13 protein-coding genes are annotated in these 15,751 nt (G+C 69.1%); 8 read left to right on the top strand and 5 right to left on the bottom strand.

Features of this window, described 5'->3' with window-relative positions; translation table 11 throughout:
• Positions 1–341: 341 nt before the first annotated feature.
• The 8 genes from LH62_RS11600 to LH62_RS11635 all read left to right on the top strand — a co-directional run bounded on the left by LH62_RS11600 (position 342) and on the right by LH62_RS11635 (position 9,861).
• On the top strand, positions 342–2,531 hold the full coding sequence (locus LH62_RS11600) for a TonB-dependent siderophore receptor (RefSeq protein WP_236552539.1): 2,190 nt from the start codon (positions 342–344) through the stop codon (positions 2,529–2,531).
• Entirely contained in the window at positions 2,531–2,815 is a 285-nt protein-coding gene (locus LH62_RS11605; RefSeq protein ID WP_043361419.1) for a DUF3649 domain-containing protein, read from the top strand. The genes LH62_RS11600 and LH62_RS11605 overlap by 1 nt, the downstream gene beginning before the upstream one ends.
• A complete protein-coding gene (locus LH62_RS11610; protein ID WP_043361420.1) occupies positions 2,812–4,389 on the top strand; it encodes a PepSY domain-containing protein in 1,578 nt (525 codons plus the stop codon). Before LH62_RS11605 ends, LH62_RS11610 begins: the two co-directional genes overlap by 4 nt.
• Positions 4,389–4,709, top strand: a complete 321-nt coding sequence (locus LH62_RS11615) for a DUF3325 domain-containing protein (RefSeq protein WP_052214239.1) — start codon at positions 4,389–4,391, stop codon at positions 4,707–4,709. The genes LH62_RS11610 and LH62_RS11615 overlap by 1 nt, the downstream gene beginning before the upstream one ends.
• Before the next feature lie 17 nt (positions 4,710–4,726).
• Positions 4,727–5,404 carry a DUF4198 domain-containing protein gene (locus tag LH62_RS11620; RefSeq protein ID WP_043361426.1) on the top strand — a complete coding sequence of 226 codons (678 nt, stop codon included), beginning with the start codon at positions 4,727–4,729 and terminating at the stop codon, positions 5,402–5,404.
• 561 nt (positions 5,405–5,965) lie between these two features.
• Complete coding sequence (locus LH62_RS11625; protein WP_052214241.1) at positions 5,966–7,582, top strand: alkaline phosphatase; 1,617 nt, start codon at positions 5,966–5,968, stop codon at positions 7,580–7,582.
• A gap of 372 nt (positions 7,583–7,954) precedes the next feature.
• On the top strand, positions 7,955–8,461 hold the full coding sequence (locus tag LH62_RS11630; RefSeq protein ID WP_043361428.1) for a DUF5872 domain-containing protein: 507 nt from the start codon (positions 7,955–7,957) through the stop codon (positions 8,459–8,461).
• A 167-nt stretch (positions 8,462–8,628) separates the two neighbouring features.
• Positions 8,629–9,861 carry a glycosyltransferase family 2 protein gene (locus tag LH62_RS11635; protein WP_160299825.1) on the top strand — a complete coding sequence of 411 codons (1,233 nt, stop codon included), beginning with the start codon at positions 8,629–8,631 and terminating at the stop codon, positions 9,859–9,861.
• Here the strand turns inward: LH62_RS11635 and LH62_RS11640 are convergent.
• The 5 genes from LH62_RS11640 to LH62_RS32705 form a co-directional block, all read right to left on the bottom strand.
• Complete coding sequence (locus LH62_RS11640) at positions 9,758–10,366, bottom strand: bifunctional 2-polyprenyl-6-hydroxyphenol methylase/3-demethylubiquinol 3-O-methyltransferase UbiG (RefSeq protein WP_043361429.1); 609 nt, start codon at positions 10,364–10,366, stop codon at positions 9,758–9,760. The genes LH62_RS11635 and LH62_RS11640 overlap by 104 nt on opposite strands.
• Positions 10,363–11,160, bottom strand: a complete 798-nt coding sequence (locus tag LH62_RS11645; protein WP_043361431.1) for a PIG-L deacetylase family protein — start codon at positions 11,158–11,160, stop codon at positions 10,363–10,365. The genes LH62_RS11640 and LH62_RS11645 overlap by 4 nt, the downstream gene beginning before the upstream one ends.
• Positions 11,157–12,317 (bottom strand): acyl-CoA dehydrogenase family protein, encoded by a 1,161-nt coding sequence (locus LH62_RS11650; RefSeq protein WP_052214246.1) that lies wholly within the window; start codon positions 12,315–12,317, stop codon positions 11,157–11,159. The genes LH62_RS11645 and LH62_RS11650 overlap by 4 nt, the downstream gene beginning before the upstream one ends.
• 198 nt (positions 12,318–12,515) lie before the next feature.
• The gene (locus tag LH62_RS11655) at positions 12,516–15,071 is read right to left on the bottom strand and encodes a PAS domain S-box protein (protein WP_052214249.1); all 2,556 of its coding nucleotides are present in this window, start codon (positions 15,069–15,071) and stop codon (positions 12,516–12,518) included.
• Entirely contained in the window at positions 15,061–15,687 is a 627-nt protein-coding gene (locus LH62_RS32705; protein WP_369796759.1) for a type II toxin-antitoxin system ParD family antitoxin, read from the bottom strand. Before LH62_RS32705 ends, LH62_RS11655 begins: the two co-directional genes overlap by 11 nt.
• Positions 15,688–15,751 lie beyond the last annotated feature (64 nt).

The following is a 15,751-nucleotide window of genomic DNA, read 5'->3' on the forward strand; positions in this document are numbered from 1 at the left end:
CCGCCATGCCATCCGCCGCAGCGCATCGGGCGTGCCGGCACAGAAGCTTCAGTAATGGTCTCTATTGGCCGCCTTCATGGAGGGCCTTGATCCCCGGACATGCGTCGGCCTGGAGGATGCCGCGAGGTTTCGCCGGCCGTTGGCGAACTGGGCCAGGAGCCGTGCCGCCTGCGTCCTGCCAAGATCCGTGGCTTGATGAGATTGATTATCATTTGCATAAAGCGTGACAGTTTGCTAATCCGCCCAGCCTGAAGCTGGGGACCAGATTTTCGATGCCGGATGCAACAGCGCCCGTCACTGGTAGGCTAGGGGTTGGGACGGCCCTTGTTTTCGCGCTGGCCGTGTCGCAACCGGCCTGGGCGCAAACCGCGGCGCCCGCTCCCTCCGGCGAGCTCGTTGCGATACCGGAACTCAATATCGCCGCCGACCGGAACCGGGGGCATGGGCCGGTTCAGGGTTACCTCGCGCCCGTCAGCAGCACCGCGACCAAGACCGACACGCCGGTGCTGGAGACGCCCCAGTCCATCTCAACCGTCACGCGCGACCAGATCGAGGCGCAGGCGGCACAGAATGCCAATGGCGTTCTCCGCTACACTCCAGGCGTCGCCACCGATACGCGCGGCGCCGTGGCGCTGCGGCTCGACCAGTATTTCATCCGCGGCTTCACCGTGCCCCAATTCCTCGACGGCATGCGCCTCTTCGGCGGACGCGACGCCAACCCCAGCGTCGATATCTACCGGATGGAGCGGGTGGACGTGCTGCGCGGGCCGCCCTCGGTGCTCTATGGCCAGTCGAGCCCGGGCGGGCTGGTGAATTTCGTCAGCAAGCGCCCGACCGACACCCCTTATCGCGAGTTGCTGCTGCAGGGCGGCAGCTACGGCACCTTCCGCGGCGGGCTGGACCTGAGCGGCGCGCTGAACGAGAACCGCACCGTTCTCGGGCGGGTCACCGGCTCCTACACCCGGTCCGACACGCAGATCGACCGGGTGGAGGAGGAACGCTACTTCATCGCGCCCTCCCTCACCCTGAAGCCGACCAGCGACACCACCATCACCCTGCTCGGCCTCTACCAGCGCGACCCGCAGGGCGGCTCCTACGGCTCGGTGCCGGCCTATGGGTCGGTCCTGCCGAACCCGAATGGCCGCATCCCGACCGGGCGGTGGGACGGCAACCCGAATTTCGACCGGCTGAACCGCACCCAGTACCAGATCGGCTACTTGGCCGAGCACCGCTTCAACGACACCTTCACGCTGCGGCAGAATTTCCGCTACGCGCATTCGGACGGCTACTACCGCCAGCTCTATGGCGGCTTCACCGCCAACATTCTGCCGGATCTCCGCACAGTCCAGCGTTCGACGACGGGCTCCAACGTGTCCTTCGACACCATAACCCTCGACACGCATCTGGAGTCGCGCTTCGCGACCGGCCCTGTGGCGCATACGCTGCTGACGGGCCTCGATTACTACAACGTGCGCAGTCGGACCTTCAGTGGCTTCGAGCAGGTCGCACCCTCCTACGACCTGTTCAATCCGATCTATGATGGCGTCGCCATTCGCCCACTCAGCTACCAGACGCGGGCGGTGCAGGACCAGAACAGCCTCGGCGTCTACGCGCAGGACCAGATCCGCGTCGGGCGCGTCGCCATCCAGCTCGGCGGCCGCTACGACAGCTACGACAGCGACACGGTGACCGAGACCTTCGCCAGCCGCTCGGCGACGCGCAGCACCCAGGATGTCGGCGCCTTCACCGGCCGCGCCGGCATCGTCTACCTCTTCGACAGCGGCTTCGCGCCCTACTTCTCCTATGCCGAGAGCTTCGAGCCGCAATCCGGCAGCTTCGCGCCGGCCCGCGGCGCCCGGCCCTTCGACCCCACCACCGGCCGGCAATACGAGGTCGGCCTGCGCTACCAGCCGCCCGGCACCAATGCGCTGGTCTCCGTCGCCGCCTTCGACCTGACGCGGCAGAACGTGCTGACGACGGACCCAAACGACAGCCGCTACTCGGTCCAGACCGGCGAGGTCCGCTCGCGCGGCGTGGAACTCGAGGCCAAGGCCAGCCTGGCGAGCGGCCTCGACATCACTGGCGCCTTTACCTACCTCGATGCCGAGGTGACGCAGAGCAACACCACCGTGGTCGAGAACCGCGGCATCGCCGGCAACCGAACCGCGACGCGGGCGGAGAAGGGCACGACACCAGTCGGCGTGCCGGACATCCTGGCCTCGGTCTGGGCCAACTACACCTTCCAGCCCGGCCACCGCCTGGAAGGCGCTGGCCTCGGCGCCGGCGTCCGCTATGTCGGGGCAAGCTGGGGCGACACGGCGAACACGCTGAAGGTGCCGGACTACACGCTGGTCGATTTGGTCGGGCGCTATGACCTCGGCAAGATCGCCCCCACCCTCGGCAATACCAGCCTGCAGGTGAACATCACCAACCTCTTCGACACCGACTACGTCTCGACCTGCAACACCTATGCCTGGTGCTGGTACGGCTTCCGCCGCAGCGTCATCGCCACGGTGAGGCACCGCTTCTGATGCGCCTGCCGCCCTGGACCGGCATTCTGTCACGCAGCGTCGCCGCAATCCTCGGCGGCTACCTGCTCGCCTCGCTGGTTGCCGCCTGTTGCGCGCTCGGCCTCGCACTGCCGCGGGCGGAGGCGGTGATGACCGGCGCCATGCTGGCCTTCGCCGTGCAGGCCGGCGCCGTCGTCTATGTCTTCGCCGTCCGCAGCGTCTGGCGGGCCTGGGCCGGGCTGGCGCTGCCGGCGGCGTTGCTCGGTGGGCTGCTCTGGCTGTTGCAATTTGGGGGTGCCGCATGAAGCCCGGCTTCCGCCAGAGCATGGCCTGGCTGCACACCTGGTCCGGCCTGCTGGTCGGCTGGGTACTCTTCGCCGTCTTCCTGACCGGAACGGCCGCCTATCTCCGGCCGGAGATCTCGCTCTGGATGCGGCCGGAGCTCGAGGTGACGCGGCCCGGACCCGACATCGCGCCCCGGCTGATGGAGGCGATGGCGCGCCTCGCTCCCAGCTCGCAAAGCTGGACGATCGGCATGCCGACGGCGCGGGACCCGGTGGCACGGGTGTTCTGGCGCGACCCGCAGGCACCGAACCGCCGCGGCTCCCGCGATGCTGCCCTGCATCCCGTGACCGGCGAGGTGCTGACCGCGCGGGCGACCCGCGGCGGCGAGTTCTTCTACCGTTTCCATTTCGACCTGCACTACATGTCACCGATCGTGGCGCGCTGGATCGTCAGTGCCTGCGCGATGTTCATGCTGGTGGCGATCATCAGCGGCATCATCACCCATCGCCGCATCTTCGCCGACTTCTTCACCTTCCGCCCTGGCAAGGGGCAGCGGTCCTGGCTGGACGGCCATGCCGTCGCCGCCGTCCTTGCTTTGCCCTATCACCTGATGATCACCTACACAGGCCTCGTCACGTTGATGTTCCTGACGATGCCCTGGGGCGCGCAACTCGCCTACAAGGGCGACCGTGCGGCGATGAACGCCGACATCTTCGGCAATGCTCCGGTGACGCGGCCGGCCGGCCGACCGGCGCCGCTGGTCGAGATCGGGCCGCTGGTGGAGGAGGCCGCGCGGCGCTGGGAGGGCGGCAGCGTCGGCCGCATCACCGTGCAGAACCCGGGTGATGCGCGGGCGACCATTCAGCTGGTACGCCAGGACTCCGAGCGGATCTCCTTCAACCCGCAATCCCTGCTCTTCGATGGCACGACCGGCGTCCTGATCTCGGCCACCGGCGAGGCGGCGCTGCCGGCGGCGGAGACGCGCGGCGTGATGTACGGGCTGCATGTCGGCCGCTTCGCCGGGCCGCTGCTGCGCGGGCTGTTCCTGCTTTCGGGCCTCGCCGGCAGCGTGATGGTGGCCACGGGCTGCGTCCTCTGGGCGGTGCGGACCCGGCAGCAGGCAGAGAAGCGCGGCCGGGTCGGCTTCGGCACGCGGCTGGTCGAGCACCTCAACATCGCGGCCATCGCCGGGCTGCCGGTCGCCATGGCCACCTTCTTCTGGGCCAACCGGCTGCTCCCGGCGCAGATGGAGGGTCGGGCGGAGTGGGAGATCCACCTGTTCTTCGCCGCCTGGGGCCTCTGCTTGCTGCACCCGCTGCTGCGGAGCGGCCGGCGGGCCTGGGTGGAGCAGCTCGGCCTTGGCGCCCTCCTTTTCGCGCTGTTGCCGGTGCTCAACTTCGTCATCACCCGCCGCCATCTCGGCGTGACCCTGGCCGAGGGCGACTGGATCCGCGCTGGCTTCGACCTTGGGCTGCTGGCGCTCGGCGCGGCGCTCGGCGCGGTCGCCCTGTTGGTGGCGCAGCACGAGCGAACGCGGCCGGGCACGAGGCGCCGTGCCACCGCGCCGCTCGCCACGGCGGAAGCGGCCGAGTGATGATGCTTGGCCTCGCCTTGCCCTATGCCGGCTTCACCGCGCTCTGTCTGGCCATGGAGCGACACCACGAGCAGGTGCTCGGCCGGCGGCAAATCCCGCCCGGGCTGCAGCTGGTGCTACGCCTCGTCGGCTGGCTGCTGCTGCTGGCTTCCCCGCTGCCCTGCCTCGCCCTCGCCGGCTGGGGAGGCGGGAGCGTGCTGTGGTGCGGGATGCTGACCGCCGCCGCCCTGCTGCTGACCCTCCTGCTGGCCTATATGCCGCGGCTGGCCGCCGGGCTCGCCTTGGTCCTGCCGATGCTTGGCCTGCTGCTTGCGTCCTGACCCGAAGGAAAGACGACATGATCAAGACACGCATCATGATGCTGGTGGCCACGCTGCTGGCCGCACCGCTTCCCGTCGCGGCGCATCAGGTCTGGCTCGAGCGAGAGGGGGATACGGTTCGGGCCTATTTCGGCGAGCCGGTCGAGGATACGCGGGAGCGTAGCGGCGGGCTGCTCGACCGCATTGCGAGCCCACGCATCTTCACGGACGACCTATCGAAGCCGCTGCCCCTTCGCCGCGAGGCCGACCACGTCCAGGCCAGCCTGCCCCCCGGGAGCGGCGACGTGCGGCTGGTGGAGGATGGCCTGGCCCCATACGGCCGTACGCCGGAGCAGCGCACCCGGCCCATCATGCTGGCGCGCGAAGGGCGAGCCGAGGTGCGCGGCGTCATGGAGTTGGAGCTGGTGCCCGTGGCGCCGGGCGCCAACAGCTTCACCCTGTTGCTGCGGGGCCAGCCGTTGCCCCGTGCCGAGGTGACCGTGGTGGCCCCTCCGCGCTGGGAGCGCCGGCTGCACACCAACGCGGAGGGCCGGGTCACGATCGCCACGCCCTGGGCTGGGCGCTATGTCATGGAAGCCGTGCATACGGAGGATCGCGCAGGCGGTGCCGGCGAGGCGGCCTACGCCAAGCAAAGGCTGGTTTCGACCGTCTCGTTTTCCGTGGCTGAGGGTCTGGCCTGGGCTGAGCGCCGGTGAATACCTTTCCGTGATCGAAGACCGGCGGCGCTGGTGACGTCTGCGACCGGGATGTCGGCGTCCATTTCCAAGTGCGAGGTCGTGTACCAATCGCCGCATCACTGCATCGCCTAAAGATCGGCTGCGCCTGCGCGGCGTGAAGCCGGTCACCTCCGACGCTTATGGAAAGGCTCGACGAGTGAGCGGCGCGGCGCTCGCGCTACAGGGCGCTGAAGGCCATCGGTGCCGCGAGCGATAGCCCAGCCGTCAGCCTGCCAAAAGGCGTCGCCCTTACGCCACACTGTAGGATGCGACTGCGAGGGGCCGCGGGAACGCCCCGGTCGGACGCAACCTGCAGCGATTCTTCAAAGCAATCCCCAGCCAAAATTTATCACGCTTAAATCGCAAGCTGATGTCGCGCCGGTAGCGTGAAATGAACGGGTAAACTTACAAACATTTCGCCAGGCCGAAACGAAATATAAAGCTTCAACAAAGCATCATATACTATCCCTTACTCTAGAATGGCGCCCGGTTAACCTGCCGGCCGGCAGCAAAAGCTGCTGCCTTCGGGGAGAACCTATTATGGCTGCTGAGCTTCCGACGCCTGACACGGCGAAGAACGTCATTTTCATGCTCCCCGACGGAGCTTCCACCGCCTATCTGACGAATTACCGCTACTTCAAGGAAGGCCCTGACGCCCCGGTCTGGGAGCCCCTGCTGAAGGGCATGGTGCAGACCGACTCCTTCAACAACCCGATCACGGACTCGGCCGCTGGCGCCAATGCCTATGCCACCGGAGTCAAAACCCGCAACGGCTCGGTCGGCGTCGACTTCTTCGGCAACGAACTCACCTCGGTGACCGATCTGGCGTCCGAGGCCGGCAAGGCGACGGGCATCGTCTCCACCGCCGCCGTCACCGACGCCTCTCCCGCAGCCTTCGGCGCCAGCAACGCGCTGCGCGGCAATCAGGCCGACATCGCCCAGCAATACATCGGCGACAACCAGTTGGACGTCGTGCTGGGCGCGGGCCGCAACCAGTTCACCACCGAGAGCGAGGATGGCACGCAGCCTGACGGCACCGACCTGTTCGGCCTCGCCGAGCAGCAGGGCATGGCCTACGTCTCCAATGCGCAGGAACTGGCCAATTTCGACGGCGAACGCGTCCTTGGCCTGTTCAACAACGAGGACTACCTGGACGCCATCGGCGAGCGCCCCGCCGAGGAGCCGAGCCTGGCCCAGATGACCGAGGTGGCGCTCGACACCCTCTCCAAGGACAAGGACGGCTTCGTGCTGTTTCTGGAGGAAGAGAATACCGACACCTTCGGGCACGGCAACGACGCCGCAACAGCCATGCATGCCTTGTCGTCCTTCGAGGCGAGCATGCAGAAGGTGCTGGAGTTCCAGAAGGCGAACCCGGACACGCTGGTTGTCATGGTTGCCGACCATGACACGGGCGGCATGTCGGTGCAGCCGACCGCTGATGCGTCGCCCGCTGTGTTCCGCGACTTCACGGCAACCGCGGAGGAAATGGCCGAGCAATTCGATGCCGCCAGCGCCACCTCCATCCGCGGCACCGTCGAGCAGTACACCGGCCTGACGCTGAGCGACGACGAGATCGCCGAATTGCAAGGCAACGAGGATATCCCTCTCGCCCTTGCGGAGCTGCTGAGCGCCAAGGGCGGCGTCGAGTTCACGACGACCGGCCACACGGCGCTGGATGTGCCGATCTTCGCCGTCGGTCCTGGCGCCGAGCTGTTCACGGGCGTGCAGGAGAACTCGGCCATCGGCCAGCATGTTGCCGAGGCGATGGGCCTGTCGCTGCCGCTCGATCAGCAGGATGGCGGCGCGGATCGCTTCGCCGTCACCAGCCTGTTCGACAGCGCCTTCGGCAGCATCCCGGCGGTGAACACGGTCCGGAACCTGGTGGCGCAACTCGAAGGCGATGGCCTGGACGGCCTTGCCGACCGCCTCGCCGGCCTGTGGAGCGGCATGGACAACAGCGAATTCGTGTCGAGCGTGTTGGAGAACACGCTGGACGCCGCCCCCGACGCGACCCAGCTCGCCTACTGGAGCGGCGTCCTGACGGGCAACGGTGGCGATCGCGGTGCGGTTCTGCTGGACATCTCCGAACTCCCGGAGCACCGCGAGGCTCTCCTCGAACTCCCGGTGTCGGAGGTTGATTTCAGCCCGATTGGCTAGCGGCGGCGTGGTGGACTGCTGAGGACCGAACCCCACTGGCGCCGCCAGTGGGGTTCGCTTGGCCGCTTCCGCAGGCTGGGGGCTCCTGCCTTGATCCGCTCAAGGCGTGGGCCCCGCTGCACCCCATCGTTCCAGGCGCGCGGACCGGGGCCGAATTCGCGGCCAGCCGGCCGCAGACCATGAAGCAACGGGCATCCGGAACCTTCGAGCCAACACAGCGGCGCCAGCCGACCGTCGGCGCAGTTGGCCGGCACGGGCGCTTATCACATACCCGTGGCGCATGGGCCCGAGGTGACCTTTCGATGATGCCCGCCGTCTGGACAGCGCCCCACCTCGACCCACTTGCCCGGAGCGAGAGGCAGCAGAGGTCCCATGGGCGGCACGGCGAAGCGGACTGACCCCGGACTGTGGGACCGGGTCAAGCAGGATGTCACCGAAAGCGACGAGGGCGGTGAGCCTGGCCAGTGGTCCGCCCGCAAGGCTCAGATGGCGGTACAGGAATACAAGCGGCGCGGCGGCGGCTACGAGGGCCCCCAGCGTGCCGACAACAACCTGCACAAGTGGACCGAGGAGGATTGGGGTACCGGCTCAGGCAAGCGCAGCCGCGATACCGGCGAGCGCTATCTGCCGAAGGAGGCGCGCCAGCATCTCGTCCCGGCGGAATACCGTCGCACCTCCGAGAAGAAGCACCGCGACATGAAGGCGGGGCATCAGCACTCGGCACAGCCTGCCGATGTGGCGCGAAAGACGGCGCGCCATCGCCATGGTGGCGACAAGGAGCCGAGCAAGGCGGCGCTGATAGAGGAAGCGCGGCGCCGGAACCTGCCGGGCCGCTCGAAGATGGATAAGCCGGCGCTGCGCCGGGCGCTCGGGCGCTGAGGCCGGGCATGCCCGCATGCGGCAGACCATGGCCTGGCATCGCGGGCCACGTCTGGCCGACAAAGAGTTGATGCGCAACCGCAGCGGCAACGTGAACGGCGAAGGCTGCAGGGCGTTCTAGCGGCGTACCGATGCTGCCCTCCCGATCCGCCCCCTACGGGGCGGCCATGGCTTCCAGCCGTTGCCGCAACCCCGTCCCCCATGCCGCTATTGCCATTCCCGCCAGGAACGAGGCTGAGCGCCTGCCTACCTGCCTCAGGGCATTGGCGATGCAGCGCGACCTTGGTGGCTGTCCGCTCGAGCTTGAGGCGGTGGCCGTCCTGGTGCTCGTCAACAACTCCAGCGACGAGACCGCGCAGGTCGCCCGCTCGCTTGCGGCGACGCTGCCCTTCCAGCTTGTGGTCGAGGAGGTCACGCTGCCGCCCGCCCTCGCTCATGCCGGAGGCGCCCGGCGCACGGCGATGGACAGGGCGGCCGAGTTGCTCGGGGGGGCGACTGCGAGCGGCGCCGCACTTCTCAGCACCGATGCCGATGGGCGGGCAGACCCGACTTGGCTGGTCGCCAACCTCGCCGCGCTGGCGGCGGGGGCCGATGCCGTGGCCGGTGCCATCGAGCCTGATCCGGCAGAGGCCGCATGCCTGCCCGCAATGCTCCGGGTGCGTGAGGCGCGTGAGGCGCATTATGCCACATTGCTGGACGAGATGGCCGCGCTGGTCGACCCTGACCCTGACGACCCCTGGCCGCGGCATGCCGCGCATTCGGGTGCCTCCATTGCGTTAACCCTCGATGCCTATCACCGCGTGGGTGGTCTGCCGGTGGTGCCGATGGGTGAGGATCGCGCCCTGTTCGAGGCACTGATCCGCGCCGAGATGCGGGTGCGGCACTGCCCCGCGGCGCGGGTCATCGTCTCCTGCCGCTTGCAGGGCCGCGCTGCGGGCGGCATGGCGGATACGCTGCGACGGCGCCTGGCCGAAGCCGATGCCGCACCGCTCGATGCGCAACTGGAGCCGGCACTCCTTGCTCTATTGCGGCTGCGCTGCCGCCGCGCGTTGCGCCGCCTGCGGGCCGGCCGACCCAGGCCTGGCGACCCCATACGATTGGCGCTGGCCTTGGGCCTGACACCCACGAGCCTGTCGGACATCGTGCGCCTGCCGCAGTTCTGGCAGGCATGGGAACAGCTCCAGGCCAGAACCAGGCTCTTGCGGCGCCGGCATCTGGTGCGAGGCGGCGAGCTTGCGGCCGAGACCCGCCGGGCAGAGGCCATCCTTCCGGCGCTGCGCGGCGCCCGGGCCGTACTCAGCCCGAGCCGTCTTCCAGGCCGACGCGAAGCAGATCCAGGCGGTAGCACTCGGTCCGCTCTTGCCCTGCCGCCTGCGCGAATGGTGCCGCCGCCCGGATGAAGTGCCCGACCGCCGCATCACCCGAGAGCGGATAGTCGGTTTCCCCGGTCCAGTGCACAAGAAGTACCTCGCCTCCTGGGGCGAGCGAGGCGCCGACGCGGGCAGCCAGCCGCACCACATCCGCCTCATCGAGGTAGTAGACCACCTCGGACAGCAGGATGAGGTCGAAGGGTGCCGCTTGCTCCGGCCAGTCCTGCGGCACCTGCATGCGTTGGAAGGTAACCTGCGGCAATTCGGTGCAGCGTGCCTGGGCAGCGGACAGCGCCGTCTCGGCGGCATCCACGGCCAGCAGCGCATCGCAGCGCGCCGCGAGGTCACGCGTCAGCACGCCGATGGAGCACCCTACCTCGAAGACCCGGCCGTAGCGCGGCCGCAGCAGGGCAGCCAAGGTCGCGTCGTACTTCGCCCGCTCGTAGGTGCTGTCGGCGAAGCGCCACGGGTCGGCGTCGCGTGCATAGAGCGCTTCGAAATAGGCGGGCGGCAGGGAGCGGACGGCACGGTTCATGCGAAATCCACCTCGAGGAAGAGTTCGGTTGGGCGGAAGGCAAGGGCCAGCGCTTCCGGCGGCAGGCGGAAGCCTTGCGGATCGTCCGTGACCAGCGGCGAGACCTGCGAAACGTGAGCGGCCACGGCGCGCCGCTTGGCCGGCAGGTGGCGCGTAATGTCGAGCCTGATCCCACGTGGCGGCTCGGAGATCAGGGGTTCCGGCGGCAGCGGAAAGCCGGGGAGGGGGTGGGCAAAGGCGAGACCCCATACCGGATAGGCGTAGAGCCGCGTGCCGGCCGGGAGCGCACGAACCAAAGCCGCCGCCATGGCGAAGCTGGCGGCGTGGTCGCAGTGTGGATCGTGCCGCCAGGTGACAAGGACGGCGCCCGGTGCCGGGTCCGCCAGGCGAAGCAGGGCCGCGACCGCCGCTTCGAAGGCTGGCCCGGCTGATGGTACCGCCGTGTCCGGCAGGCCGAGGAAGGCGATGTCGCGCAATGGGTCGAGGCCGAGCGCCGCGACCGCTGCCCGTGCCTCCCCCTGCCGCAACGCGGAGAGGCGGGCCGGAGGATAGGCCTGTGACCGGGGATGCGAGCCCGCACCATCGCTGACCACGACCACACGCGCAGGGCGCCTATCGGCGGCACAGGCGGCCAGCAGGCCACCGCAACCCAGACTTTCGTCATCGGGATGGGGTGCCAGGACCAGTACGCCGCCGGCGGGCCCCAGCAGCGGATCCAGCTCTGCGACCAGGGGCAGGTTCCGCTCGGCGGCTCGCAGCCATTCCCCGGCCCGCCTGGGCGAGGCCGCGCTCATGGTCGCACCGCCGGGATGTCCCAAGCGTCGCCAGGCTCAACCCCTGCTGCCAGGAGATGGGCGGCCGCCTCGGTCAGGGCGCGGTCGGGCGCCGGCTGCCGCAGGTAGGTGGCGAGATCGCGGCAAAGGCGCTCCAGGGGGTTCGGCCGCAGGAAGGCAGCCAGTCCGACCGAGCGCTGCGCGAGTTCCATCACGTCCAGCGCCGCTCGTTCCACCGCAAGCCGGGCCAGGTTGACGAAGGCGACCGCCTCCATGCCGGCATCCGGTGCTTCCGCGCGCAAGGCCGCAGCCTCGACCCAGAGCCGGGCCGACCCCGCAGCGACCGCCGCTTGGCCGAGCCGTGCTGCCTGGTGCGGATCGGCGCCGCGCCCGGTGCGGCGCAGATGGTCGCGCATGGCGCCCAACACCGCCTCAAGCCCGCCGCAATGCACTGCCGCGAAACGCCATGCACCAGCGGAGAAGTCCGGCTGCCGGCCATAGTCGCCAGGCCTGCCGACCTGCAGGCCGGGGCCGACCTCGATGCCGGTCAAATCCACCGCGCCGGTTGCCGAGGCGCGCATGCCCTGCGCTGTCCAGCCGGAAAGGTCGGCACGCTCGCCTGGCGCAAGGGGCACCAGCAGCATGCGCGGCGGTGCCTCCGGCGTGGCCGCGTCGCGGGCCGTCACCAAGGCCCGTGCGGCCTGCCCGGCGCCGGAACACAGGATCTTGCGGCCCATGAGCCTACCGTCCGGGCCGACCGACAATGGCTCGCCAGGAATCTCGGTATTCCACACCGCAAAAAGCAATCCACCCATCGCCTCCTGCGCTGCCGCACGGGCTTGGCCGGGCGTCCCGTAGCGCTGCACGAGGCGCAACGCATTCACATGCCCTTCATAGAGGCGGCCGAGCGGCAGGCTGGCACGACCTATGAGGCGGAGCGCGACGGCGAGCTGCGCTGCGCCTTCCGGCTCGGAACCCCAGCCCAGCCCGCCAAGGGCCAGGCGCAGCGGCGCCGCAAGCAACCGCGCCTTGTGCAGCGACACGATCGCCTCGGCCGGGAAAGCGCCATCATGATCCTCCAACGCCGCAGCGGCGGCGATATCCGGCAGATAGGCCCGGAGCAGGGCAAGGGGGTCGGCCGCATGCCCGGCATGGGTGGCCGAGAAGCTGTCGGGCATGGGAAAGTCCCTCGGGATCAAGATGTCGCAGGTGCTAGACTTACCGGGCGTTACTGAGGCACCTCCGCGCCGCCAGGCTTGTCCGGCCGGAACAGGAACGACATTCCCGCTCGTAAGATGCATGGCGCGGTCCAGGTAGGCATCCGGCCGCTTCTCCGATGCGGCCGGGTGTCTGCGAGCATTGTGCAAAGCCTCGCCCTAGTGCCCGTGCGATCCGTCCCATGGATCCAGTCCACGCATCTGCCGCTCCCGGCGGAGGTGGTGCAGCGCCAGTTGCAGCGTCTGCTGAAGTGCCGCAAGAACCCGCCTCGCCTCCGCCAGGGCGCGGGGATGGCGGTGCTCGCTTATTCCCTCAACGATGAGGCGCTGGCGAGCGACGCCCTGCTCGGCGTCCCGGACATGCTGCTCGGCCCGGGCAAGGCTATCGCCGGCATGGCCTGCGGCGCTTTCCCGCTCGGCGCCGTCGCCGTACTGCGCCGCTGCCCCGCCGTCACCGGCATTCCAGAGCGGTACGGTGATCTCGCAGGCCACGCCGCCCGCGTCCCAGGTCAGCGACGCCTCGCCGCCGAGCTGGCGGCGGATCGTGTCTTCGATCACGCGCGACCCGAAGCCGCGGCGCAGCGGCGGCCCGTCGACGGGAGGCCCACTGGCTTCGGCCCAGCGCAGCCGCAACCTGCCAAGCGCCTCGTCGTCAAAGCGCCACGAGACCGAGACACGGCCCGTGGCCACCGAGAGCGCTCCGTACTTCACCGCGTTCGTCGCCAGCTCGTGCAGCGCCATCGCTACCGGCTGTGCCGCCCCGGGCGGCAGGACCACCGACGCGCCGTTCACCTCCACACGGGGGCCGACCTCGCCCACGAAGGGCGCCAGTTCCCCCTCGACCAGCGTGCGCAGGTCGGCCCCACGCCAGCGATCCTGCGCCAGCAATGTCTGCGCCCTCGCCAGCGCCGAGATGCGCCCCAATGCAATCCGCTGGAAGGTCGGCACATCGGGCGCCCGCGTCAGCCGCAGCGCGGCCCCCACCACGGCCAGCGCGTTCTTGGCGCGGTGGTCCACCTCGCGCATGAGCAGTGCCCGCCGCTCCTCCTCCGCCTTGCGCACTGTCACGTCGAGCACCAGCGCGGCGGTCCGGCCCGGCTCGAACGGATAGGCGATCACCTCGTACCAGCGTCCAAGCGGGGCGACGTAGCGCTCGATATCCGCCGCCTTGCCCGTCTCGGCGACCCGTGCGAATGCTTCGGTCCAGAAGGCTACCTCCTCCGCCGGGAAGATCTCGCCCATGCGGCGGCCGACCACGGTTTCCCGCGGCAGGCCGGTCTGGCGCTCCCAGGCCGGGTTGACCTCGAGATAGCGGACGTCAACGGCCCGTCCATCGGCGTCGTAGACCAGCTCGTCCACCTCGACGCCTTCCTGCATTCGCCCGAACAGCCCGCGCCAGCGCGCCTCGCTCTCGCGCAGTGCCGCCTCGGCCTCCCTGCGGTCGTGGATGTCGACCGAAGCGCCGAACCAGCGGACGATCTCGCCGCTGCTGGAGTCGCGATGCGGCTCGCCGCGGACCAGGAACCAGCGGTACTCGCCGTCTTTCGAGCGGATGCGGTGCTCGACGAGGAAGCTGCCACCGGTCCGGCGTGCTTCCTCGAACCGCGTCATCGTCACCTCCGCATCATCGGGATGGACGAAGTTGGCCGCGACCCCGGCTGCCGTCGTCGGCTCGTAGCGAACGCCGGTGTAGTCCGACCATTGGCGATTGAAGAACTCCGTCCGCCCCTCCGCGTCGGTGATCCAGACGATCTGGGGGACTGCATCGGCCATCACCCGGAAGCGCGCCTCGCTTTCGCGCAATGCCTCCTCCGCCTGCCGGCTTTCCGTGACATCACGCGTCGTCCCCGCGACCGCCTCGACCCGACCATCGGCATCGATGACCGGCACGAAGATGTAGTCGTAGATCCGGCGTCCGAAGGTCCCCGCGAACGGCACCTCGCCGCGGATCGGCTGCCTGGTCGCGATGACCTGCTCGATCTCGCGGTCGTGCATCGCCGCATGCCAGTCCGGGTAGCCCAATTCATGACAGGTCTTGCCGATCGCCTCATCCCAGGTCCGGCCCCACATCCGCAGCAACCCCTCGTTGGCGTAGATGAAGCGGTGGTCGAGGTCGAAGACGTAGGCCAGGTCGGGAGTGTTCGTCAGGATGGCCTCGTAGAGGCGGCGCTGGCGCTCGCGCTCGGTCTGGCTGCGGCGTAGGTCCCGCTCGCTGCGGGCCCGGAGCGCTTGCTCGACGAGGACCTTCTCGGTGGTGTCGGTCGCTGAGCAGTAGATGCCTGCGATCCTGCCGGCCTCGTCGCGCAGCGGCGTCCAGGAGAAGGTGAACCAGCTCATGGGCAGGCCTGGCCGGCCCGCCAGGGCGACAGGCCTGTCGACGAAGTGTTGCGCCTCGCCGGCCATCGTCGCCGTAACCAACGGTTGGAACTCGTGCCAGACCTCCGCGAAGAGCTCTGCACAGGGCTTGCCGAGCGCTGCCGGATGCTTGTTGCCCAGAATGGGGATGTAGCCGTCGTTGAAGAGCGAGGTGAGTTCCGGGCCCCAGGCGATATAGACCGGGTGGCGTGCGGCGAGCATCAGGTCGACCGCCGTGCGCAGGCTCTGCGGCCAGCATTCGATCGGCCCGAGCGGCGTCGCCCCCCATTCATGGGCGCGGAGGCGATCGGCCATCTCGCCTTGCACGGCGGGGAAGCCGGGCCAGGTTTCAACGTCCACCGGCCCGTCCCCGGCGCGACGCCTTGGCTTGCGGAACGGGCGGCAAATCCCGTTCGCGTTCCGTCTCGACGAGCCGCCGCAGGGCAGCGCGGACCACCTCGCTGGCGCTGCGGTAGCGACCCGTGGCAACCCGCCCCTGGACAAAGGCGGCGAGTTCCGGGGTGATCGATACGTTCATGGTTGCAGATGGAGGCATGCACAGGACCTTAGGGAGGGGCAGGGTGCATGCCAATCTTTGCCAAAGCCGCCTGTACGATCGACGCCGGCAGGGCGGACAGGCCTCGGTATGCAACCCTAGGACCTGATGGTGCGATCTCCTGTGACCAGGCTTGTTCAGCGGCAATCGAGTGCCTCGCCGAGTTCCGGCGTCACACTGATGCCGCTCGGGCTGGCGCCCCAAGACCGGTGCGGCCCCGATCCAGACCGAGGAGGGCCAGTATCGCCGTGGCCCTTGCCACGGCCTCAGCCCTGGTCCTGCAGGCATGCGGTTCCCGGAGGTGGGGCCCGGCGCCCCGGCCACGGAGCGGCAGCCGCATGAGCGGCGCGACTCTGCACCGCTCCCGGAGCGCTTCGTGGAGGCGGATGGCGTGACCTTGCGCTGCACCGAGAGCGGCATCGGCAACCCGCCCGTGGTCCTGCTGCATGGCGACGGCTCGCTGGTCGAGGATTCCGCCACCAGC

The sequence above is a fragment of the Belnapia sp. F-4-1 genome (assembly GCF_000802185.1).
GTDB lineage: Bacteria > Pseudomonadota > Alphaproteobacteria > Acetobacterales > Acetobacteraceae > Belnapia.

Coding starts and splice junctions, on each gene's coding strand:
- LH62_RS11605 (WP_043361419.1), top strand. CDS start 2,531: ATGCGCCTGCCGCCCTGGACCGGCATTCTGTCACGCAGCGTCGCCGCA.
- LH62_RS11610 (WP_043361420.1), top strand. CDS start 2,812: ATGAAGCCCGGCTTCCGCCAGAGCATGGCCTGGCTGCACACCTGGTCC.
- LH62_RS11615 (WP_052214239.1), top strand. CDS start 4,389: ATGATGCTTGGCCTCGCCTTGCCCTATGCCGGCTTCACCGCGCTCTGT.
- LH62_RS11620 (WP_043361426.1), top strand. CDS start 4,727: ATGATCAAGACACGCATCATGATGCTGGTGGCCACGCTGCTGGCCGCA.
- LH62_RS11625 (WP_052214241.1), top strand. CDS start 5,966: ATGGCTGCTGAGCTTCCGACGCCTGACACGGCGAAGAACGTCATTTTC.
- LH62_RS11630 (WP_043361428.1), top strand. CDS start 7,955: ATGGGCGGCACGGCGAAGCGGACTGACCCCGGACTGTGGGACCGGGTC.
- LH62_RS11635 (WP_160299825.1), top strand. CDS start 8,629: ATGGCTTCCAGCCGTTGCCGCAACCCCGTCCCCCATGCCGCTATTGCC.
- LH62_RS11640 (WP_043361429.1), bottom strand. CDS start 10,366: ATGAACCGTGCCGTCCGCTCCCTGCCGCCCGCCTATTTCGAAGCGCTC.
- LH62_RS11645 (WP_043361431.1), bottom strand. CDS start 11,160: ATGAGCGCGGCCTCGCCCAGGCGGGCCGGGGAATGGCTGCGAGCCGCC.
- LH62_RS11650 (WP_052214246.1), bottom strand. CDS start 12,317: ATGCCCGACAGCTTCTCGGCCACCCATGCCGGGCATGCGGCCGACCCC.
- LH62_RS32705 (WP_369796759.1), bottom strand. CDS start 15,687: ATGCCGCTCTCGGTGCAGCGCAAGGTCACGCCATCCGCCTCCACGAAG.